General features: G+C 66.9%; 17 protein-coding genes and 1 pseudogene. 9 read left to right on the forward strand and 9 right to left on the reverse strand.

Features of this window, described 5'->3' with window-relative positions:
- Positions 1-86 precede the first annotated feature (86 nt).
- Entirely contained in the window at positions 87-767 is a 681-nt protein-coding gene (locus Q9246_RS24930; RefSeq protein ID WP_306393969.1) for a Smr/MutS family protein, read from the reverse strand.
- A 23-nt stretch (positions 768-790) separates the two neighbouring features.
- On the reverse strand, positions 791-1,759 hold the full coding sequence (gene trxB / locus Q9246_RS24935; protein WP_306393971.1) for a thioredoxin-disulfide reductase: 969 nt from the start codon (positions 1,757-1,759) through the stop codon (positions 791-793).
- A gap of 228 nt (positions 1,760-1,987) precedes the next feature.
- Here trxB and Q9246_RS24940 point away from each other — a divergent pair, with 228 nt between their 5' ends.
- The 5 genes from Q9246_RS24940 (at position 1,988) to serS (ending at position 8,270) form a co-directional block, all read left to right on the forward strand.
- The gene (locus Q9246_RS24940; protein WP_306393973.1) at positions 1,988-4,462 is read left to right on the forward strand and encodes a DNA translocase FtsK; all 2,475 of its coding nucleotides are present in this window, start codon (positions 1,988-1,990) and stop codon (positions 4,460-4,462) included.
- 17 nt (positions 4,463-4,479) lie between these two features.
- Positions 4,480-5,118: an outer membrane lipoprotein chaperone LolA gene (gene lolA, locus Q9246_RS24945; RefSeq protein ID WP_306393975.1), complete on the forward strand. Its 639-nt coding sequence runs from the start codon at positions 4,480-4,482 to the stop codon at positions 5,116-5,118.
- Positions 5,119-5,127: 9 nt separating this feature from the next.
- The gene (locus Q9246_RS24950; protein ID WP_306393978.1) at positions 5,128-6,450 is read left to right on the forward strand and encodes a replication-associated recombination protein A; all 1,323 of its coding nucleotides are present in this window, start codon (positions 5,128-5,130) and stop codon (positions 6,448-6,450) included.
- 217 nt (positions 6,451-6,667) lie between these two features.
- A complete protein-coding gene (locus Q9246_RS24955) occupies positions 6,668-6,847 on the forward strand; it encodes a hypothetical protein (RefSeq protein WP_306393979.1) in 180 nt (59 codons plus the stop codon).
- Between the two features lie 127 nt (positions 6,848-6,974).
- On the forward strand, positions 6,975-8,270 hold the full coding sequence (serS, locus tag Q9246_RS24960) for a serine--tRNA ligase (protein WP_306393980.1): 1,296 nt from the start codon (positions 6,975-6,977) through the stop codon (positions 8,268-8,270).
- Positions 8,271-8,329: 59 nt separating this feature from the next.
- Here serS and Q9246_RS24965 read toward each other — a convergent pair whose 3' ends face one another.
- From Q9246_RS24965 to Q9246_RS24980, 4 genes and pseudogenes are all read right to left on the reverse strand, one after another.
- The gene (locus tag Q9246_RS24965) at positions 8,330-8,923 is read right to left on the reverse strand and encodes an RNA-guided endonuclease InsQ/TnpB family protein (RefSeq protein WP_306393981.1); all 594 of its coding nucleotides are present in this window, start codon (positions 8,921-8,923) and stop codon (positions 8,330-8,332) included.
- Positions 8,914-9,318, reverse strand: a pseudogene (locus tag Q9246_RS24970) (IS607 family transposase); the annotation flags it as partial. The gene Q9246_RS24965 and the pseudogene Q9246_RS24970, both read right to left, overlap by 10 nt.
- A 212-nt stretch (positions 9,319-9,530) precedes the next feature.
- Entirely contained in the window at positions 9,531-10,427 is an 897-nt protein-coding gene (locus Q9246_RS24975) for a LysR family transcriptional regulator (protein WP_306393984.1), read from the reverse strand.
- A gap of 73 nt (positions 10,428-10,500) precedes the next feature.
- Positions 10,501-12,267, reverse strand: coding sequence for a monovalent cation:proton antiporter-2 (CPA2) family protein (locus Q9246_RS24980; RefSeq protein ID WP_306393985.1), 1,767 nt, complete (start codon positions 12,265-12,267; stop codon positions 10,501-10,503).
- A gap of 261 nt (positions 12,268-12,528) precedes the next feature.
- Between Q9246_RS24980 and Q9246_RS24985 the strand changes: the two genes are divergently transcribed.
- Both Q9246_RS24985 and Q9246_RS24990 read left to right on the forward strand, forming a co-directional pair.
- Positions 12,529-13,182: a hydrolase gene (locus tag Q9246_RS24985; protein ID WP_306393987.1), complete on the forward strand. Its 654-nt coding sequence runs from the start codon at positions 12,529-12,531 to the stop codon at positions 13,180-13,182.
- Positions 13,183-13,206: 24 nt separating this feature from the next.
- On the forward strand, positions 13,207-13,956 hold the full coding sequence (locus tag Q9246_RS24990) for a nuclear transport factor 2 family protein (protein WP_306393988.1): 750 nt from the start codon (positions 13,207-13,209) through the stop codon (positions 13,954-13,956).
- A gap of 60 nt (positions 13,957-14,016) precedes the next feature.
- Here Q9246_RS24990 and Q9246_RS24995 read toward each other — a convergent pair whose 3' ends face one another.
- The 3 genes from Q9246_RS24995 to Q9246_RS25005 form a co-directional block, all read right to left on the reverse strand.
- Positions 14,017-16,188 carry a prolyl oligopeptidase family serine peptidase gene (locus Q9246_RS24995; RefSeq protein ID WP_306393990.1) on the reverse strand — a complete coding sequence of 724 codons (2,172 nt, stop codon included), beginning with the start codon at positions 16,186-16,188 and terminating at the stop codon, positions 14,017-14,019.
- Between the two features lies 1 nt (position 16,189).
- Positions 16,190-18,316, reverse strand: coding sequence for a TonB-dependent receptor (locus tag Q9246_RS25000; RefSeq protein WP_306393992.1), 2,127 nt, complete (start codon positions 18,314-18,316; stop codon positions 16,190-16,192).
- Positions 18,317-18,451: 135 nt separating this feature from the next.
- Complete coding sequence (locus Q9246_RS25005) at positions 18,452-20,791, reverse strand: TonB-dependent receptor (protein WP_306393994.1); 2,340 nt, start codon at positions 20,789-20,791, stop codon at positions 18,452-18,454.
- Between the two features lie 193 nt (positions 20,792-20,984).
- Here Q9246_RS25005 and Q9246_RS25010 point away from each other — a divergent pair, with 193 nt between their 5' ends.
- Both Q9246_RS25010 and Q9246_RS25015 read left to right on the forward strand, forming a co-directional pair.
- On the forward strand, positions 20,985-21,524 hold the full coding sequence (locus Q9246_RS25010; protein WP_306393995.1) for an RNA polymerase sigma factor: 540 nt from the start codon (positions 20,985-20,987) through the stop codon (positions 21,522-21,524).
- The gene (locus Q9246_RS25015; protein WP_306393996.1) at positions 21,517-22,545 is read left to right on the forward strand and encodes a FecR family protein; all 1,029 of its coding nucleotides are present in this window, start codon (positions 21,517-21,519) and stop codon (positions 22,543-22,545) included. The genes Q9246_RS25010 and Q9246_RS25015 overlap by 8 nt, the downstream gene beginning before the upstream one ends.
- The last annotated feature ends 12 nt before the right edge of the window (positions 22,546-22,557 follow it).

Consider the following 22,557-nt stretch of genomic DNA (forward strand, 5'->3'; position numbering starts at 1 on the left):
TTCAACGGACGGGTTTTGGCTGAATTGCAACTGTGAAACGGGTCATTGTCACACGACATGAACGCCGGCGTCTGCCCTGCGCGACGTCAATCGTGCAGGGCGGGGCGCAGCAGGGCGATCAGGGCGCCATGGCCGCCGTCGGCGCGGCCGGCGGCGCAGAAGGCGATGACTTCGTTTTTCTGTACCAGCCAGCTGTGCACGATGCTGCGCAGCACCGGTTCGCCCTTGGGCGAGCCATAGCCGATGCCGTGGATGATGCGCACGCAGCGCACGCCGCGCCGGTTGGCGCGGTGGAGGAAATCGGTGAGGGCGTCGCGCGCGCCGTCGCGGGTCAGGCCGTGCAGGTCAAGTTCGTCCTGGATCGGCCAGTGGCGCTTGCGCAGCTTCTTGACGACGTCAGGGCCGACGCCATCGCGGGCATAGCTCATCGACGGGTCTTCGTCGAGCAGGCCCTCGACGTCGAACAGGTCCGACAGCTCGTCGGACATCGACGCGCGCAGCACGGCCGCCGTTTCTTCCTCGGGGCTGAGCTGCTCGCGCTGCCGGACAGCGCGATTCGGCGCCACATACACCGGACGGTGCACGTAGCGGTCCGATTCGGGCAGCCTGGTAATGCCTTCCATCGAGGTGCGGAACTCGACCGCGCGCTCACGCGCGATGCGTTCGCGCTTCTCGCGTTCGGCCTGTTCGATGGCGCGCACGCGCTCCTCTTCCTTGAGCCGGTCGCGCAAGCCCTTGAGGTCAGCGAAGTCTTTCATGCCCGCCATCGTTTGCTGCCTTTTATGACTGGTTATTTCGGATCGTCTTCCAGCGCTTCCAGGTAGCGCTGGGCGTCGAGCGCGGCCATGCAACCGGTGCCCGAGCTGGTGATCGCCTGGCGATAGACGTGGTCCTGCACGTCGCCGGCGGCGAACACGCCCGGCACGCTGGTGGCGGTCGCCATGCCTTCCAGGCCCGACCTGGTCACCAGGTAGCCGCCACTGTGCATCTCGAGCTGGCCTTCGAAGATGCCGGTGTTCGGCTTGTGGCCGATCGCCACGAACAGGCCGTGCACGCTTAGTTCCTTGGTCGCGTCGCCGTTCGCCGACTTGAGGCGCAGCGCGGTCACGCCGCTCTGGTCGCCCAGCACTTCGTCCAGGGTCTGGTTCAGTTCGAGCACGATCTTGCCTTCGCTGACCTTGTGCATCAGGCGGTCGACCAGGATCGGCTCGGCGCGGAACTTGTCGCGGCGGTGGATCAGGGTGACTTTCGAGGCAATGCCGGCCAGGTACAGGGCTTCCTCGACCGCGGTATTGCCGCCGCCGATGACCGCGACTTCCTGGTTGCGGTAGAAGAAGCCGTCGCAGGTGGCGCAGGCCGACACGCCGCGGCCCATGAAGGCCTGTTCCGACGGCAGGCCGAGGTATTGGGCCGAGGCGCCGGTGGCGATGATCAGGGCATCGCAGGTAAACGTGTGGCTGTCGCCCACCAGGCGAATCGGTTTTTCGTTCAGGTAGGTCGTGTGGATGTGATCAAACACGATCTCGGTATTGAAGCGCTCGGCATGCTGCAGCAGGCGTTGCATCAGTTCCGGACCTTGCACGCCCAGCGGGTCACCCGGCCAGTTCTCGACGTCGGTCGTGGTCATCAGCTGGCCGCCCTGCTCGACGCCGGTCACCAGCATCGGCTTCAGGTTGGCGCGCGCGGCGTAGACGGCGGCGCTATAACCGGCTGGCCCGGAACCGAGGATGAGGACTTTGGCGTGTTTGGTAGTAGTCATGGCGGCGCTCTTTGCTTCTCGTGGTTGTTATGTGGACACACGGCAATTGGGGGCGGCCTGACAGGAATCAAGAGGCCACCGGCTCGGGCTGAGGGTGTCCGAAGAGCGCCGATTATAGTCGAGGTTGCGGTCGATGATGCGGCCGAGCATGAATCGTGGGGCCAACGCGGCCGTATATCGCTTAGAATGGACGGATCGTCGATAGTAATTACTTCCGCAGTACCTGTAATGAGCAAGAATAGCCAAGCCAGCACCTCCGGATACACCCGTACCCAGGCCAGCACCGCCGTCCGCCGGCCGCTGCCGGGCCGCCTCGCGCGCCTGCTGTCCGAGGCGCGCTGGATCGCCGGCGCGGTGGCCTTCCTGTACTTCGTCCTGATCATGCTCAGCTACAGCAAGGCCGATCCGGGCTGGTCGCACGCCAACGTGGTCCCGCGCATCGCCAACCTGGGCGGCCGCGCCGGCGCCTGGCTGTCCGACCTGCTGCTGTTCATCTTCGGTTTCTCGGCCTGGTGGTGGGGCGTGATCTTCCTGCGCCAGGTCTGGCGCGGCTGGCGCCGGCTCACCGACAAGCTCGGCACCAAGGTGGCGGAACCGGAACACCACGGCGAGCTGTACGTGCGCTGGATCGGCTTCGCCCTGATGTTCGCCGGCAGCGTCGGCCTGGAATACCTGCGCATGTGGTCGTGGGACGTCGAGCTCCCGCGCGCCCCGGGCGGGGTGCTGGGCCAGCTCATCGGCCACTCGAGCCACGTGGCCTTCGGCTCGACCGGCGCGACCCTGCTGTTGCTGCTGCTGTTCTTCCTGGGCTTCTCGCTGTTCTTCCAGGTGTCGTGGCTGAACGTGGCCGAGCGCATCGGCGCCGTGGTCGACGGCTCCTTCGACTGGTTCCGCATGCGCATGGAAGACATCGAAGACCGCCGCCAGGGCGAGGCCGCCGCCGTCAAGCGCGACGAGGTGGTGGTCAACGAGCGCGCCAAGTTCACCGAAAAGCACGAGAACAAGCCGATCCCGGTGGTCAAGACCGAGCCGTCGCTCGAGATGGCGCCGCCGGCGCCGAAGCCGGTGGCGACCGCCGCGGCGACTGCGCCATCGCTGCCGTCGGCCCAGGCCGCCGCGCCGAGCATCAAGATCGAGCCGCAGATGGTCAGCGTGCCGAAATCCGAACGCGCCGAGAAGGAGCGCCAGTCGCCACTGTTCCAGGACCTGAACAGCGACACCGGCCTGCCACCGCTGGCGCTGCTGGACGATGCGCCCGCGGCCCAGGAAACGGTGTCCGTCGAGACGCTCGAATTCACCAGCCGCCTGATCGAAAAGAAGCTGTCCGACTTCGGCGTCGAAGCCAAGGTCGTGGCCGCCTATCCGGGGCCGGTCGTCACCCGCTACGAGATCGAGCCGGCCACCGGCGTCAAGGGCAGCCAGATCGTCAATCTGGCGCGCGACCTGGCGCGTTCGCTGTCGCTCACCTCGATCCGCGTGGTCGAAACCATCCCCGGCAAGAACTACATGGCCCTCGAATTGCCGAATCCGAAGCGGCAGATCGTGCGCCTGACCGAAATCCTCGGCTCCAAGGTGTATGGCGACAGCGCCTCAAGCCTGACCGTGGCCCTGGGCAAGGACATCGCCGGCAAGCCGGTGGTGGCCGACCTGGCCAAGATGCCGCACCTGCTGGTGGCGGGTACCACCGGTTCGGGTAAATCGGTCGGCATCAACGCCACCATCCTGTCGCTGCTCTATAAGGCCGACCCGGCCGACGTGCGCCTGATCCTGATCGACCCGAAGATGCTGGAGATGTCGGTCTATGAGGGCATCCCGCACCTGCTGGCGCCGGTCGTGACCGATATGCGCCAGGCCGGCCACGCGCTGAACTGGGCGGTCAACGAGATGGAGCGCCGCTACAAGCTCATGAGTAAACTCGGTGTGCGCAACCTGGCCGGCTACAACGGCAAGATCCTCGACGCCGCCAAGCGCGAGGAACACATCCCGAACCCGTTCTCGATCACGCCGGACGCACCGGAGCCGCTGGAAAAACTGCCGACCATCGTCATCATCATCGACGAACTGGCCGACCTGATGATGGTCGTCGGCAAGAAGGTAGAAGAGCTGATCGCCCGTATCGCCCAGAAGGCGCGCGCGGCCGGCATCCACCTGATTCTTGCGACCCAGCGGCCGTCGGTCGACGTGATTACCGGCCTGATCAAGGCGAACATCCCGACCCGCATCGCGTTCCAGGTCTCGTCCAAGATCGACTCGCGCACGATTCTCGACCAGATGGGCGCCGAGACCCTGCTGGGCATGGGCGACATGCTGTACATGCCGCCCGGCACCGGCCTGCCGGTCCGGGTCCACGGCGCCTTCGTCTCGGACGACGAAGTGCATCGAGTTGTAAAACACCTGCAGGAGCAGGGCGAGCCGAATTATATTGAGGGCATTCTCGAAGGCGGTACGCTGGATGAGGGCGGTGGCGCCGACGGCGCGGTGGCGGGCGAGGGCGGCGGCGAATCCGACGCCATGTACGACCAGGCGGTGCAAGTCGTGCTCAAGAACCGCAAGGCCTCGATCTCGCTGGTCCAGCGCCACCTGCGCATCGGCTACAACCGCGCAGCCCGCCTGATCGAGCAGATGGAGCAGAACGGCATGGTGTCGCCGATGCAGTCGAACGGCAACCGCGACATCCTGGTGCCGACTGCCAGCGCCGAATAACAATAAAGGAACCCTGCATGCAAGCAATGACCAAATTCACTTTCGCGGCGCTGATGGCGGCCGGCGCTTTCGCATTCGGCGGCGCGGCCCACGCCGCCGCGCTCGACCAGTTCAAATCCTTCGTCGCGTCGACCCAGTCGGCCAAGGGCGAATTCACCCAGCAGCAACTGGGCAAATCGAAAAGCGGCAAGGCCACCCCGGCTTCGAGCGGCAGCTTCGTGTTCGCCCGCCCCGGCAAGTTCATCTGGACCTACCAGAAGCCTTACGAACAGGTGCTGCAGGCCGACGGCGAGACGCTGTACATCTACGACAAGGACCTGAACCAGGTCACCACCCGCAAGCTGGGCAACGCGCTGGGCAGCTCGCCGGCCGCGATCCTGTTCGGCAGCAACAAGCTGGAAGAGAACTTCACGCTGACCGAAGCCGGCGCGCGCGAGGGCCTCGAATGGCTGAACGCTACGCCCAAGGCCAAGGACACCTCGTTCGAGCAGATCAGCATCGGCCTGAAGGGCGGCGTGCCGATGGCGATGGAGTTGAAGGACACCTTCGGCCAGACTTCCCGCCTGACCTTCACCAATTTCCAGCGCAATCCGCAGCTGGGGGCGCAGCAGTTCAGGTTCGAGGTGCCGCAGGGCGCCGACGTGGTAAAGCAGTAAGCCCCATTCATGTCCACGGATGATCTCTTCAAGACCGAGCCCGCCGCTCCGCTGGCCGAAGCCCTGCGTCCGCGCACCATCGACGAGGTGGTCGGCCAGAGCCATCTGCTGGGCCCCGGCAAGCCGCTGAACCTGGTCTTCAAATCCGGCAAGCCGCACTCGATGATCCTGTGGGGCCCGCCCGGCGTGGGCAAGACCACGCTCGCGCGCCTGACGGCCTATGCCTTCGATTGCGAGTTCATCGCGCTGTCGGCGGTGTTGTCGGGCGTCAAGGACATCCGCGCCGCCATCGAGCAGGCCGAGCAGTACCTGGCGCGCGGCAAGCACACGATCCTGTTCATCGACGAGATCCACCGTTTCAATAAATCGCAGCAGGATGCCTTGCTGCCCTTCGTCGAGAGCGGCCTGGTGACCCTGATCGGCGCCACTACCGAGAATCCCTCGTTCGAGGTCAACTCGGCGCTGCTGTCGCGTTCCCAGGTCTATGTACTGAAGGCCCTGGACGACGCCGAGATGCGCCAGTTGCTGGCGCGCGCCCGTCAAGAGGCTTTGCAGCACCTGGAATTCGACGAGCTGGCGATCGACACCCTGGTCGGCTATGCCGACGGCGATGCGCGCCGCTTCCTGAACCTGCTCGAGCAGACCAGCACCTCGGCGAATACGGCCGGCACCAATCGCATCACCGCCGAGTTCGTCGAGAATGCGCTGACGCTCAATGCGCGCCGCTTCGACAAGGGCGGCGATAATTTCTACGACCAGATCTCGGCCCTGCACAAATCGGTGCGCGGCTCGCATCCGGACGCCGCCCTGTATTGGCTGTGCCGCATGCTCGACGGCGGCGCCGACGCCAAGTACCTGTCGCGCCGCATCGTGCGCATGGCCTGGGAAGACATCGGCATCGCCGATCCGCGCGCGATCCAGCTGGCCAACGATGCCGCCGCGACCTATGAGCGGCTCGGTTCGCCGGAGGGCGAGTTGGCGCTGGGCCAGGCTGTGATCTACCTGGCGATCGCGGCCAAGAGCAATGCCGGCTACAACGCCTTCAATGCGGCCATGGCGTTCGTGCGCAAGGACAAGTCGCGCGAGGTGCCGGTCCACCTGCGCAATGCGCCGACCAAGCTCATGAAAGAGCTGGGCTATGGCCACGAATACCGCTATGCGCACGACGAGCCGCATGCCTATGCGGCCGGCGAGACCTATCTGCCGGATGGAATAGCCGAGCCCGGCTGGTACCAGCCGGTGCCGCGCGGGATCGAGGCGAAGATCGCCGAAAAGATGGCCTGGCTGCGCAGCCTGGACGACGACGCGCGCGCGGACGGCGACGCGTCCTGACCTTGCTACCTGCGCCGGTGGGCTCGCCACCGGCGTTTTTTCCTGCAACGGCATGCAACGTGCCGGCTTTTCGCGGCCAGTCGCGCATTGACGCATTCTGCACCGCATTTCAAGCGCTTCGTCGCAAGTCGATGGCGATCAAGGGGCGTGCTGGGTAAAGTACCACCATACCGCAGCACTTAATGAACCTTGAAACCCACCACCTGAAGGAGCCATCATGAACATCCGTAAAAACTTCGAAGCCCTGTTCCTCGCCATCGCCGCCCTGGGCCTGGTTGCCAGCTTCGCGACCGCCAATGCACGTCCAATCGAGATCGCGGAAAGCGCCGCGCCTGCCATCGACATGGCCAGCATCCAGACCGTGATCGTCAGCGCACCGCGCCTGGCGGCTCGCTAAAACCGGCGCAAGCCGGTTTTAGGGGCAGCGCAACGAGGCCCCGGCAGCATGGTTGCCGAATCTCGCAAATAATGTCGGTCGGCTTGGTACAATTGTGTTTTCGATACACAGCCCAGTCCAACCCGACATGATTGACATCCAACTTCTCCGCAAAGACATCGACAACGTCGCCGCTCGCCTGGCGACCCGCAAGTACCAGCTCGATGTGGCCAGTTTCAATGCGCTGGAGGCCGAACGCAAGGCGAACCAGACGCGCACCGAAGAACTGCAAGGCAAGCGCAATGCGCTGTCGAAGCAGATCGGCATGATGAAGGGCAAGGGCGAAGACACGACGGCCGTGATGGCCGAAGTAGCCGGACTGGGCGACGAGCTCAAGGCCAATGAAGTGGCGCTGGGCACGGTCCAGGCCAAATTGGCGACCTTCGTCGAAGCCATTCCCAACCTGCCGCACGAGAGCACGCCCGAAGGCCTGGACGAAAGCGGCAACGTCGAAGTGCGCAAGGTCGGCACGCCGTCGGCATTCGATTTCGAGGTGCGCGACCACGTCGACATCGGCGAACGCCTTGGCCTCGATTTCGAGACCGCGACCAAGCTCACCGGTTCGCGCTTCTCGATGATGAAGGGCGGCATGGCGCGCCTGCACCGCGCGCTGGCGCAGTTCATGCTCGACACCCACACCGGCCAGCATGGCTATACCGAGTGCTACACCCCGTACATGGTCAATGCCGACTCGCTGCGCGGCACCGGCCAGCTGCCGAAGTTCGAGGCCGACCTGTTCTCGGTCAAGAAGGGTGGCGTGGAAGGCGAGGGCGAGAACTTCTACCTGATCCCGACCTCGGAAGTGTCGCTGACCAATGTGGTGCGCGACGAGATCGTGGCCCTCGATGAACTGCCGATCAGGATGACCGCGCACACCCCATGCTTCCGTTCCGAAGCCGGCGCCTATGGCCGCGACACGCGCGGCATGATCCGCCAGCACCAGTTCGACAAGGTCGAATTGGTCCAGGTGGTGCATCCGGAGCAGTCGTACGCGGCGCTGGAAGAGATGGTCGGCCACGCCGAGTTCATCCTGACCTCGCTGGGCCTGCCGTATCGCGTGATGCAGCTGTGTACCGGCGACATGGGCTTCAGTGCCGCCATGACGTATGACATCGAAGTGTGGCTGCCGGCGCAGAACACCTACCGCGAGATCTCGTCGCTGTCGAACTGCGAAGGTTTCCAGGCGCGCCGCATGCAGGCCCGCTTCCGCAACGCCGCCGGCAAGCCGGAACTGGTGCACACCCTGAACGGCTCGGGCCTGGCCGTGGGCCGTACCCTGGTGGCGGTGCTGGAGAACTACCAGCAGGCCGACGGCAGCGTGATCGTGCCGGAAGTGCTGCGTCCGTACATGGGCGGGTTGGAGCGGCTGGCGCCGGCAGCCTGAGGCGGGAAGGAAAGCTGTCACCTCGGTGCAATTTTCCCTTCCATTTTTCGGGAATGTGTCTATAATGGCGGTCTCTTGCAGCCCACTGCAAGGATCGACCGAAGCCGGAGAGGTGGCAGAGTGGTCGAATGTACCTGACTCGAAATCTCGGTGTCGACAACAATGCTGGCATACCAGCGGTCTGCAACACGCTCGATCGAGGCCGAGACGATATGTCCAGTAAGACGCAGGGATTCGCACATGCGCAGCCAACCCAGCTTCGGGATATGGATGCGCTTGTCTTTGACTTTGAACTGGTCATTCGTCAATGTAAAACGGTCGTCACGACCTTTGCGACGAAATGTGGGGTATCCGGCCCGGCCTTCAAAAAAGTTCTTGAAGCCGCATCCCAATTGCTTGATCGCCATCGGCGGCGCGTTCTTGGTTACCTCCAGCATCCAGGGAAACATCTCGCGCTTGATGGCATTGAGCTGACGCCGCAGTGCCGCTTCGTTCGGCTTGGGTAACGCCGGATCGAGCTTGCACGCTTCGTACTGCCGTTTCCACTCAGCCAATGCCCAGTTGTATGCGAAGCGTGCCGTGCCAGCGGCGCGCGCCAGATACGTCGCCTGGACATTGTTCGGGTCTAGCCGAATGCGATGGGCTAGGTACATTGCGAATCCCTGACAGCGGTACGCATGCCGTCGATCAGCTTCTGGTTTCGGTGGCTGCGGCTACCGTATTGGCGGGCGGAGAACACGGTGATAATCTCGAGCACATCGCTGGCAAGCTCCTCTTCGAAAGTGGTGTCTTCGCCCTGGTTGATGATGACCACCTCAACCTGTTTCGCTTGGCATAGCGCGAAGACGAGCTCTGCACCGAAGCGTAGTAGTCGGTCCTTGTGCGTCAGGACCAGGCGTCCTACCTCTCCTTCGACAATCCCGTCGAGCAGGCGTTTCAATCCGCGTTTGCGATAGTTCATGCCCGAGCTAAGATCGGCAATGATGTCGAATGTCCAGCCTTGGCTTGCGCAGTACAATTCGAGCACCTGCTTTTGCCGCTCCAGATCTGCCAGAAACCCGGCCTGCAGCAGCGTGCAGTTGCAGAAGGCCCAGCTGCGCGGCGTTTCGCGCAGTTCCAGGCCATGGCGCGCCTTGAACCACTGGCGCCCTTCGTCGAGCACCGTGACCAGGGCCGCCGGCGCGGCCAGGCTCAGCGCGGCAAGCTGCACGATATTGTCCAGCGCCGCTTCCGCGCGCTGTCCAGGATGGCGGCGCGCCGTCAGGGCGCGCGGGCCGGAATGATGAAGGGCTGCTTCTCGAAGAATTCGATCAGCAGCTCGGTCAGGACCGCGACCTTGCGCGCCGGGTGCGGGCCCGGAGGCCGGACGACATAGGCGCCCGCGACCGGGATCGGATGGCGCTTCATGACGGGCACCAGCGCGCCGCTATCGAGGTATTCCCGGGTCAGGGCGTCGGGCAGGTAGCCGATCCCGAGCCCGGCCACCGCGGCGGCGACCAGCGCCGTGCCGTTGTCGGCCTTGAAGCGTCCTTGCGGATTGACTGTCAGGATTTTGTCGCCATCCATCAGCTGCCAGGATTCCGTGCCCTGCATCAGCGCCTGGTGGTTGAGCAGCTCTTCCGGCGTCTCGGGCGCGCCATGGGCGGCGATATAGGCCGGGCTGGCGACGAACTTGCCATGGAACGGCCCCACCTGGCGCGCAAGCAGGTTGGAATCGCGCATGTGGCCGAGCCGGATCGCGCAGTCATAGCCTTCGCCGATCAGGTCGACTTTCTTGTCGCTGTAGCAGGTATGTATCTGCAGCAGCGGATGGCGGCGCGCCATTTCCGCGATGATCGGGGCGAAATAGGTCGGGCCGAAGGTCAGCGGCGCGGCGATGCGCAGGCGGCCGCGCAGCTCGCCGGCGGGCAGGATCGTTTCGCGCGCCAGTTCGATCTCGGCGCAGGCGCGCGCCGCATGGTCGCGGAAGGTCGTGCCGGCCTCGGTGAGCGCCGCGCCGCGCGTGGTGCGCGACAGCAGCTGGATGCCGAGTTCGGCTTCCAGCCGCACCAGGCGCCGGCTGACGATCGACTTCGACACGCCCAGGCGCTGCGCGGCGGGCGAGATGCCGCCGGCATCGGCCACTTCGACGAAGGTGTGCAGGTCTTCGATATTCACATCCATCCTCCCTGTTGCGCGCCATCGCGCCAGCCGGGATGGTACCGCCGAACCGGGCGTCGCCCGTTTTTTCTCATGGTTGCTGGGCGGCCGGAGCGATCAGGGGCTCGGGGACGGCCTGGACGTGCAGGCGGTCCAGGCCCGACATCAGGTCGCCCTGCACCTGGGCCGACAGGCGCTCGGCGTCGCGGCGGCGGATGTCGTCGGCGGCTTCCCCGATGGCGGCCTCCGGGTGGCCCAGCGCGCGCAAGCCCTCGGCGCCCATCAGGTAGGCCGATTCGACCGTCTCGCGCACTTGCACGTCGACCCCGGCGCGGATCAGCTCCACCGCGTGGTTGCGGTCGTGGCTGCGCACCAGCAGCCGGGCCTGGGGGAATTCCTGCTGCGCGAGCCTGGCGATGTGCAGCGCGGCGCGCGGGTCGTCGATGCATACCATGATGGCTTCGGCGTCGGCGGCGCCCGAATGGTGCAGGGTGGCGAGCCGGGTGCCGTCGCCGAAATACACCTTGAAGCCATAGCGCTCGGCGTCGCGGATGCGGTCCGGATCCATGTCGATGACGGACAGGCGGACGCCGCGCGACAGCAGGATCTGCGAGGCGATCTGGCCGAAGCGGCCGAAGCCGATCATCAGCACCCGTCCCCGGAGGCCGGCGGCGGCGTCGATGCCGGCCATCGAGGCCCCGCGCCCGAGCAGGCGGTCGGCGCCGATCATGAGCAGCGGCGAGGCCGCCATCGAGAGGATGATGACGGTGACGAACAGGGCGTTGTCGCGCGCATCGATGACGCCGCCCGCCAGCGCCGCGGCATACAGCACGAAGGCGAATTCGCCGCCCTGCAGGAACAGCGAGGTGCGGCGCAGGGCCTGCCGGCTGTCGCTCTTGAACAGGCGCGCGACCGCGTATACCATGGCGCCCTTGGCCAGCATGAAGACCAGCAGCATGGCCAGCAGCAGGCGCCATTCAGCCGCCACGATGGCCAGGTCGAGCGACATGCCGACCGCCAGGAAGAACAGTCCCATCAACAGGCCGCGGAACGGCTCGATGTCGCTCTCGATCTGGTGCCGGTAGCTGGAACTGGACAGCATCACCCCGGCCAGGAAGGCGCCCATCGCCATCGACAGGCCGGCGAATTCCATCAGCAGCGCCGCCGACAGGACCACCAGCAGCGCGCCTGCGGTCAGCACCTCGCGGGTGCGGCTGCGCGCCAGCAGGGCGAACAGGGGATTCAGGCCCCAGCGCCCGACCGCCAGCAGCGCCGCCAGGGCGCCCAGCGCCAGCAGCATGCCCGACCAGCCGGACGCGCCTTGCGCCTGCGGCGACATGAAGGCCACCACCGCCAGCAGCGGCACGATCATGAGGTCTTCGAGCAGCAGGATCGCGACCGACTTCTGGCCCTCGGCGCCGGCGATTTCGCCGCGGTCCTGCAGCACCACCATGATCACCGCGGTGGAAGACAGCACGAAGCCGGCGCCGGCGACGAAGGCCACCGGCGCGGACAGGCCGAACACGGCCATCCCGGCCAGCGCCAGCGCGGCGATGGCGGCGCTCACCTGCGCCAGGCCGAGCCCGAAGATCTGGCCGCGCATGGCCCACAGCTTGGGCGGGCGCAGCTCCAGGCCGATCACGAACAGGAACATCACCACGCCCAGTTCCGAAAAATGCAGGATCTCCACGGAGTCGGTGAACAGGCCGAGCACCGAGGGCCCGACCAGGATGCCGGCCGCGAAATAGCCGAGCACCGAGCCCAGGCCCAGGCGCCGGAACAGGGGCACCGCGACGACAGCGGCCGCCATCAGCACTACCGCGGGACCGATCGTTTGTCCCAGACTTGCTCCAGCCATCAGCTACCTTTCGCGCGTATTCAATGAGGGTTGTCTTTACCACTTTCGGGGGAGGATAACGTTGCCGTCCTGATCACGACTAGCATCGTTTCGCAACTAACTGTGTTGCACGAACCGGAACGGCCGCCGTTGCGCAATGTGCGACACAGCTGGACGCCGTGCGCGGCTAGTTCGCATGGCGTGGCGATTGCACACTGCGCTCTCCGGCGGTGTCGCAAGCGCCGGACAACATTCCCACAACCGCCAACAAGGATGTCCACCATGACTTTTCGTAACGGCCTGAAATCCCTGCTTCGCCCCGAGGACTCGGTCCTCGTCCTGATCGATCACCAGGCTTACCAGATGGCCAACCTGAACAGCCACGAACCGCAGATGGTGATCAACAATACGGTCGGCCTGGCCAAGTCCGCCAGGGCGTTCAAGGTGCCGACCATCCTGACCACCGTGATCGCGGAGCGCGGCGGCCTGCTGTTCAAGCAGATCGCCGACGTGTTCCCCGGCCAGGAAATCATCGACCGCACCTTCATCAATACCTGGGAAGACGCCAGGGTGGTCGATGCGGTCAAGGCGACCGGACGCAAGCAGCTGATCATCGCCGGCCTGTGGACCGAGGTGTGCGTCGCCATGCCGGCCATCCAGGCGCTGGGCGAAGGCTGGGACGTCACGGTCGTCACCGATGCCTGCGGCGGGGTGTCGGTCGAATCGCACCAGGTCGGCATCCAGCGCATGATCGCGGCCGGCGCCAACATGATGACCTGGATGGCGGTCGCCGCCGAGTGGCAGCGCGACTGGGCCCGCGAGGAATCGGCGGCCGCCATCTCGGAAGTGGTCGTCGAGCACGGCGGCGGCAGCGGCATCGCTTTCCTGTGGGAGCAGCAGCTGCTCAATACCCCGGCGCCGGGCAAGCAGGGTTGATACTAGTCAGAGAGGAACAGGACCATGTCGCATGATCGCTTCCCGGTCGGACTCGAAATGCGCGTCACCTATCCGGAATTCCAGGTCGACCTGGCGCTGTTGTCGGCCAGCCAGTTGCGCTTCACGATTCCGGAAGGGCCGTTCGCCCGCACCGAGGTGGTCGACATCCACGTCGTCGCGCTCGGCAATGGCCTGTTCGCCGTGAGCTGGCAGGAGTCGGACGGCGCCACGGTGACCAATGTCCAGGACTACGATCGCGGCCTGGTCCACGCGCATGCGACGCTGGCCGACGGCACCTTCCTGCGGATGCGCGGAACGATGGCGGTCACGCGGCCCGCCGAGCGCAGCGCCGACGATCGTCCCCGGCGCAACAAGGCGCTGGTGCTCGAAGCCATGACCGCGCTGTTCCAGCGGCATGACGCATCGGTGCTCGACCGCCTGTATGCGCCCGGCTACGTCCAGCATAATCCCGGCATCCCGCAAGGCCGCGAGGGATTGCGCACGATCGTGGCCGGCATGTCGCCGGCCGTCCATTACGAACCGGGCCTGATGGTGGCCGAAGGCGACCTGGTCGCCATCCATGGCCGCATCCGTGGCTGGTCGGCGGCGCCGCAAGTCGTCATCGACGTGTTCAGGATCGAGGACGGCCGACTGGCCGAGCACTGGGACGTGCTGCAGGACGAAGTGCCCTTGGGCGCGGCCCGTGGCGGCGTGTCGATGTTCGATCCGGGCGAAGGGGCGGCGTACCGCCTGTCAGCGCCGGAATCGGTATAGCCGCGCGCATCCTGGCGCCGCCCGCCTGAAGTAGCCGCGGTCGGCGCCAGGCCGTGCCCGTCAGGGCGCGGGCTTCATCAGCGTCTCGATCAGGAAGGTCATGCGCAGTCCCATCAGCTCGGGACGGGTCAGCGGATCGCTGACGCCATGGCCGCCATCGGCGTCCTCATACAGCCACGCCGGGGAGCCGATCTGCTTCAGGCGCGCCACCATCTTGCGCGCGTGGCCCGGCCCCACCCGGTTGTCGGAGGTGGCCACGGTGACCAGGAAGGGCGGGTAGCGCACGCCATCCTTCGCGATATGCAGCGGCGAATAGGTCGCCAGCACCCTGGCCATGGCCGGGTCGGTCGGGTCGCCGTACTCGTTGGTCCAGGCGCCGCCCATGCCCATGTGCGGGAAGCGCAGCATGTCGATCAGCGGCACGTCGCTGACCACGGCGCCGAACAGGTCCGGCCGCTGCAGACCGATGGTCGCAGAGAGAAGGCCTCCGTTCGACAGGCCGAACACACCCAGCTGGGCGGGCTTGACGAAGCCGCGCTGGACCAGGTCTTCGGCCACCGCGATAAAGTCGTCGTACGAGTTCTGGCGCAGCTCGCGCATCGCCGCGCGGTGCCAGGCGGCGCCACGCTCGCCGCCGCCGCGGATCGCCGGCAGCACCAGGGCGCCGCCGCGCTCGAACCAGAGCTTGGTGCCCTTGCCGCCGACGGCGAAGTCCAGGTAGCCCGGCGCCATCGAGATGCCGAAGGCGCCGTAGCCCGTCATCAGGGTCGGGGTCGACTGGCCGGGGGCGATGGTGCGCGGCCGCACCAGGTAATAGTCGATCATGGTGCCATCCTTCGAGCGGGCCTGGCGCGTCTCGACCAGCATGCCGGACGCGTCGAAGGCGGCCGCCTCGGCGCCGAGGCTGCCGGCCGGCGTGCCGTTGCGCAGCAGGCGCAGTTCGGCCGGCGCCAGGAAGCCCCCGGTGCGCATGACCATGTCGCCACCCGCGATGTCGCCCGCTTCCAGCCGCACGTTGATCCCGGCCGGCGCACTGAACGCTTCGCGCAGGCGCCAGCCCTCGCCAACGGGCGACGCGATCCGGATCGTGCTGCCCAAGCCACGCTTGATGACGAAGCCAACATCCTCCCGGGCGGCGGCAATCCCACCGGTCAGCGGACCTTCGACGACTTCGCCTTCGGCGGGCTGGTAGACCGTGGCAATGCGTTCGGCCTGCGGCGTGGCCGCCGCCGTATCGTAGCTGAGCAGGGCGTCCGCAGGATAGCGCCTGCCATCGATCTCGGCGGCCTCGGTCGGCTGCACCAGCAGGTGGCGCCGTGTCACACCCTGCAGGCCCATATTGCCGAGTTTGCGTGGCAGCGGGAGCAGGACCGGTTTGTCCTTGGCATCGAGCAGGAACAGCTCGAAGGTCGAGTAATCGATGACACGCTGGATCACGCCGCGCGCGGCCGCGCCTTCGCCCAGGCGGTCGAGCGTCACCAGTGCATCGCCGGGCTCCGCCTGGTACACCACCGGCGCCTTGCCGACGTCGGCGCCGCGCCGCCAGAGCCGGACTGCCGCGCCCCAACCGGCGCTGGTGCGCGGCGAGTCGCCCAGGGTGTGCGCGATCAGCACCCGGTCCTTGTCGAGCCAGGCGAACTGGGTGCGCGCCTGTGGCACTCGCAGGCCGCCCGCGACGAAGTTCCCGGCCTCCAGGTCGAATTCGCGCAGCTCGACTTCGTCGCCGCCTTCGGGCGCCAGCGACAGCAGGCAGTAGCGGTAGGCCGGCGCCAGGCAGTTCCTGGCGAAGTTACCGAAGCCGGCGAGTTGCAGGTCATAGGGCTTGCCCTCCTTGCTGCGCAGCGCGTCGACGCTCAGCACGGTCTTCCAGTCGCCAAGGCTGCCGTCGGCGCGCCGCGCGGCGACCTGCAACTGGCCGTGCGGATGGGCCGCATCCTTCTGCAGGCGCATGGCGCGAGGGCCGAGCAGCAGGATGTCGGCCAGCGGCGCGCTCGCCTTCAGGGCGGTGCGCAATTCGTCCATGACCGGCCGGTAGGTCGGGCGCTTCGAGAATTCCGCCGTGGTCAGGTCGGTCTGCTCGCGCGCCCAGGCCAGCGCCTTGGGATCGTTCGGTGCTTCCAGCCACTCCAGTTGTTGCAGCCGGTCGGCCTGGGCGCCGGCATTGCCCGCCAGGGTGAGGGATGCGGCCAGGGCCAGCGCGCAGCGGCGGATGATGTGTGTATGCGAAGTCATATTATTTTCCCATTGCGTATTTGAGTTCGAGGCCGAAGGTGCGCGGGCGCAGCCGCGGCCCGACGATCTCGGTGTCGGTGGCGCTCAGCTGGTTGATGGAACGGAAACCGGTCACGCCGTGGTCGTTCCTCAGGTTGTCGCCGAACAGGGTCACGGTCCATGCTCCCTTGCTCAGGGCGAGCCGTGCATCGAGGTTGGCGACGCGGTCGCCCGGGGCCTGGATCGGCATGGCCGACACCGGGTGCGCCGAGGCGTACTGCACGCCGGCCCGCGCCAGGCCGTTCCAGCCGCCGCCGACGGCGAAGCTGTACTCGCCGCTGGCGCTGACCGTCACGCGCGGCACGTCGTCCACCCGGCTGCCGGCCACGATGCCGGTGCCCGGTACGGCCGCCTTGTACTCGGCGTCGATGAAGCCGGCCGCCAGCATGGCATTGAACGAACGCGTGACGGCGTAGCTGAAGCTGGCGTCGAGGCCATTGGTGCGCGTGCCTTCGGAACTGATCAGGCCATTGAAGCCGCTGTTCCCGATCGGGATGCGCACGGCGAAGTCTTTCCAGTCGCTGCGGTACAGCGCGAACTCCATGCTGAGGCGCCGCTCGAGCGCACTGAGCTTGGTGCCCAGCTCGTAGGTCCAGATCGAATCCGGCTTGACCGCGGAGGGCAGCACGACGTTGTACTGGCTGGCGAGTTCCTCGAACCCGGTTACCTGGTTCTGGCCGGAGCGGAAGCCCTTCGAGGCGCTGGCATAGATCTGCTGGCGCTCGCTGGGGCGGTAGGCCAGGCTCAGGCGCGGGTTGTTGCTGCTGAAGCGGTGGCGCTTGGCTGGCAGGGCGACGCGGTTATTGGTGTCGACCCCCGCCATCCGGTCGCGGAAATGACGCAGGCCCAGGCTGGCCTCGAGCGGGAATTCAGGAAAGGTATACGTCACCTCGCCAAAGACCGAGGAAGCCTCGGAGTCGGTGCCGCTGGTCTGCGTCAGGCCCAGCGCCTGGATATCGATCGCGTCCATGCGCTCGGCGGTGCGGCGGTACAGGCCCGCGGTCCAGCGCCAGGGCTTTTGCGAATTCGACGAGGCGCGCAGTTCGTGGGTCTGGACGTCGATGCCGATCTCCAGGTCGGCGCGGCCGCCGGCGAGCTGGCCGAACTGCGGCAGGCGGTAGTCGTTGCGGGCGTAGCCGTAGAACAGGCTGAAGGCATCGAAATCGTAGGTCGCGCTGATGCCCTTGACCGTGTATTCGGGCGCGGAGTCGAGCACGGTGCCGCGCGAGGCCGTGCCCTGGTCGGTCTCCAGGCTGCCGTAGGGACGATCCGAACGGTAGTCCCAGTAACTGGCATTGATGGTCAGTGCATCGGTGGGCCGGAACAGCATGCGCATGCGCGCCGTCTTGACGTTGGCCGGGTTGATGTTGCGGCGGCCGGTCGCCGGATCGTCGATCCAGCCCTTGTCGTCGTCGTCCGTCATCGAGAAGCGCAGCGCCAGCATGTCGGTGATGACCGGCACGTTGATCATCGCCCTCAGCGAGCGGTTGTCGCCGCCGCCCTGGGTGTGCGACAGGCCGGCCTGGCCCGCGAACGAGAAGGTGTTCATGCGCGCATTGTTGGTGAGGGTGCGGATGGTGCCGCCCATCGAGCCTTCGCCGAACAGGGTGCCCTGCGGGCCGCGCAGCACTTCGACCCGTTCCAGGTCCCAGGCCCGCACGTCCGGCGCGATCGGCACCGTGACGCCGGTGAACGGCAGGTCGTCCAGGTAATAGCCGTTCTCGTTGCCGCCGAGCGAAGTCGATATGCCGCGGATGCTGATCTTGCTGATACCGGAACCGCTCGAATAGGCGCTGACGCCGGGCACGCTTTGCAGCACGTCGCTGATGCTGGTGGCGCCGCGCCGCGCCAGGTCTTCGTTGGAGAAGGCCGAGATCGCGATCGGCACGTCGATCAGCCGTTCGCTGAACTTGCGCGAGGTGACCACCACCGTGGTCACCTCCGGCGCGTCCTCGAGCGCGGTCGGCGCCTGGACGGCGGGTCCGGGTTGCGCCGGCTGGGCCAGCGACAGGGTGGAAAAGGGAAGCGTGAATGCGGCGAGTAGGGCGGTGCAACAGGGTGTACGGATCAAGCGTGGGGAAGACTTCATCTCTGCTCCTGGCGATGTCGATCGACGCCGCGGGTGCGCGGCGGGTGGCTGTGCCGCCACCGGCTACACAACGCATGGCGCCGGGCGGCCCCCCATTCATTTCGAAAATATTTGGTGCGACGCCGTGCCGGAGAACTACTGCATCGTGTAGCGCAGCTGCAGGCCAAGGGTCGGCGGACGCAGGCGCGGCGCGACCAGTTCGCTGCCGGTCGCGCTGTTGACGGCGTCGCGCCGCCGGGTGGCGCCGCGCTCGTCCAGCAGGTTGTCGCCGCTGACGGTCAGCGACCATGGCCCGCGCGCGACGCCCAGGCTGGCGCTGGCATTGGTGATGGGATCGCCGTCGGCGAATTGCGGGAAAGTCGAGGAGGGAGGGATGCCCGCATGGGTGACGCCGACGCACAGGACGGGCTTCCAGCCGGCCAAGGGCGCGAAGCGGTATTCGGCGCTGGCGGCCAGCGTCAGGTCGGGCACGTCGTCGAGCGGCGAGCCGCGTCGGATGCCGGTGCCCGCGACCTCGCCGGCATGGCGCGAGCGATTGATGCCGGCCGCCAGGCTGGCGCTGAAGGACGCATTGGGAGTATAGGCAAGGCTGGCGTCGATGCCATTGGTCTTGATGCCCGGCGACGTGATCAAGCCATTGAGGCCGCTCTGGCCAAGCGGGATGCGCACGGCCACGTCGTTCCAGTCGGTGTGGTAGAGCGCCAGCTCGGCGGCGATGCCGCGCCCGGGGAGGCTGAGTTTCGTGCCCAGCTCGTAGGTCCACAGCGTGTCGGGCCTGATCGACGCCGGCAGGTCGACCTGGTTGGCCGCCGCGATGCGTTCGAAGCCACCCACCTGGTTCTGGCCGGAGCGAAAACCCTTGGCGGCGCTGGCATACACCTGATGCCGCTCGCTGCGGCGCCAGGTCAGCGCCAGCCGGGGGCTCGCGCTGCCGAAACGGATGCTGCTGGTGCTGCTGCCGCCGGCCGGGCCGAAGGCGGTTTCATGGCCGGTCAGGCGGTCGCGAAAATAACGCAGGCCGAGATTGGCCTCGATCCCGGTGCCGGGAAACAGGTAGGCAACGTCGCCGTACAGGGAGCGCGCCAGGCTGCCGGTATGGCTGGCCTGGTCCAGGCTGTACTGCGGCACGACGACGCGGTCGTTGCGCAGCGCGCCACGCTGGTACAGGCCGACGGTCCAGCGCCACGGCGCCGTGGCGGTCGAGGCCAGGCGCAGCTCGTGGGCCGCGAGGTCGATCGCGATGCTCGCCTGCGAGCCCGCGCCAACCAGATTACCCGACTGCGGCAGGTCGAAGCGGTTGCTGACATGGCTGTAGAAGGCAGTCACCGGACCGAAGTCGTAGCTGGCGCTGATGCCCTTGAGCGTATAGCGCAGCGCCGAGTCGTACAGCATGGCCTGGCTGGCGCGGCCGCTGTCGAGCGACATGTTCTGGTAGGGCAGCCGGTTGCGGTAAGTCCACCAGGTGGCATTCAGTTGCAGGGCGTCGCTGGCCTGGAAGCGCATGCGCAGGCGCGCCGTATCGATCGAGGTGCGATTGAGGTCGTGGCGTCCGCCGGGAGCTTCGTCGATCCAGCCGCCTTCGGTCTCGGTGCTGGCGGCGACGCGCACGGCCAGCCGGCCGCGCAGCAGCGGCAGGTTGGCCATCGTGTCGAGCGAGCGGCTGGCGGCGCCATCGCGGGTGAGGCGGGCGCCGGCCTGGGCGGCGAATTCGGTCCGGTCCAGCCGCGCATGGTTGGTCAGCGTGCGCACCGTGCCGCCCATCGAGCCCTCGCCGAACAGCGTGCCCTGCGGACCGCGCAGCACCTCGACCCGCTCCAGGTCCCAGGTGCGCACGTCGGGCGAGATCGGGACCGTGACGCCGGTGAACGGCAGGTCGTCGAGGTAATAGCCATTCGCATTGCCGCCCAGCGAGGTGGCGATGCCGCGGATGCTGATCTGGTCCATGCCCGCGCCGGCTGGCTGGACGCTGACCCCGGCCACCGCGCGCAGCGCATCGGCGATGGAGCGGGCGCCCTGGCGCTGCAGGGCCCGGGCGCTGGCCACCGTGATCGAGATCGGCACCTCGAATACCGGCTCGCTGAACCTGCGCGCCGTGACCAGCACGGACATCGGCGCATCGTCGTCGTCGGTGGTGGGCAGAGAGGCCGTGCGCCGCAGGGCGGCGGCGCCGGGCGCGGTATCGACCACCTCCAGTCGCGAGCCGTACAGCATGCGCGCCAGCGCCTCGCGCGGCGTCATGTGGCCGCGGATGGCCGCCGAACGCAATGCCTGCACCAGGTGGGGCGAATACAGCAGCTGGAATCCGGTCAGCTGGGTAAACCGGACGAGTGCGGCATCCAGCGCCTGTGCGGGAATATCGATGACCCGGATCGCGGCGAGGTCCGGCGCTGCCGCGGCGCCATCGGGCTCGGCGCCGCGCGCATGCGGCAACAGCAGGTACGACACCACCACTAGCAATGCTGCGCACGCACGCATCCAGGCTCCCGGCGAACAAGTTGACAACGTCGGCGACAGGCGACCCATCGACGGCTACCGGTGCTACAACGCGCGACCCGGACCTTTCCCCCACTCTTTTCAAAAATATTTTATCAGTAATAAGTCATTGATTTAAAAGACCATTGTCTATGTATAATCATCGCTTTGCTCGATAGAAGCCGAGGCGGGGTAGATGCCGGTCATTGCGTTGTACAAGGATCGACAGAGAAGGCTGATACGGTATGTGCAGCGCTTCCTGCGCAGCCATGCCGAGGCGGAAGACGTCTCCCAGGAGGCTTTCCTGCGTGCCTACGCCGCCGAGGTCGGCGGTGCGACGGAGTTCAGCGAGGCGCTGCTGTACACGGTCGCGCGCAACCTCGCCCTGAGCGAACTGCGCAAGCGGACGACGCGGGAGCATCTGCATGCCGAAGAAGCCATCCGGCTCGACGATGGCGACTTCAGGAACGACCCCGAACGCCAGGCGATCGACCGCAACATGATCGCCTGCGTGGAACGCGCCATGTCGAGCATGCCGCCGAAATGCCTGGAGGTGTTCCAGTTGCGTAAAATCGATGGCTTGAGCCATGCCGAGATCAGCGAACGGCTGGGCATCTCGGTCAAGACGATCGAGCGCCACCTGACCAAGGCGCTCAGGATTTGCAGGGAAACGATGCGCCTGGAAGAGCAGGGAAGCCTGGCCGGACAGGTCATGCATGGAGACGACCATGGGTGAGATATTGCCGTTTTCCGGCGCCCCGACGCCCGAACAGGAGGCGCAGCGCTGGATCGTCCGGATCGACCGAGGTCCGCTGGACCCCGGCGAACGCGGCGCGCTGCAGGCATGGCTGGCGCAGGATCCCTTGCATGGCCGCCTGCTGGACGAACACGCCCGCCTGTGGCACGCGGCGGGCAAGGCGCGCGCCGTGGCCAACGATGCCGCCGCGCCGCAGCCGGCGCCCGCCAGGCGCCGTCGCTGGCCCGGTGTCGCCGCCGTCGCGGCCTCGCTGGCCGCACTGGCGATCTGGTTCGGCATGCCTGGCGACGGGCACCGGAACCTCACGCTGCAGACCGCCGCCGGACAGCACCAGCGCGTAACGCTCGACGATGGGTCGCATATCGACCTCAATACCCGCACCCGCGCCGAAGTGAATTACCAGCCGCGGCGGCGCCAGGTCGTGCTGGTCGAAGGGGAAGGGTATTTCGACGTGGCCAAGGACGGCAGCCGCCCCTTTACCGTGGTCGCCGGCGCGACCACGGTGCGGGCGGTCGGCACCCGATTTTCGGTCCGGCGGCAGGCGGACGGCAGGGTCGACGTGGTCGTGCACGAAGGCGTGGTGGAGGTATCGCGCGCGGGCGCCGCGCCACAGGCGGGCAAGGCGCCGGCACGGCTGGAAGCGGGGCAGGCGCTGGCGGCGACGGCGGCCGGCCTGGAAACGCGCACGCTCGCCCCCGAGCGCCTGCCGCAGCTGCTGGCCTGGCAGCAGGGCCGCGTGAACTTCGACAATGCGGCGCTGCCGGCCGTGCTGGCCGAGATGAGCCGCTACAGCGAGCAGCCGATCCTGCCGGGAGACGCCGGCCTGGCGTCGATCCGGATCTCGGGGTCGTTCTCGACGCGCGAGACGCAGGCCTTCCTGCGCACGCTCGAGCAGGCGTTCGCGCTGAAGGTGGAGCGGCGCGGCGATCGCTACCTGGTGGTCGCGCGCATCGGCGCCACGCGGCAGGATGCGGCCGGATCCGGCGGCCCGCGCCGATGATCCCGGCCCGGC

Origin of the sequence: Telluria beijingensis, assembly GCF_030770395.1 — a bacterium.
GTDB lineage: Bacteria > Pseudomonadota > Gammaproteobacteria > Burkholderiales > Burkholderiaceae_D > Telluria > Telluria beijingensis.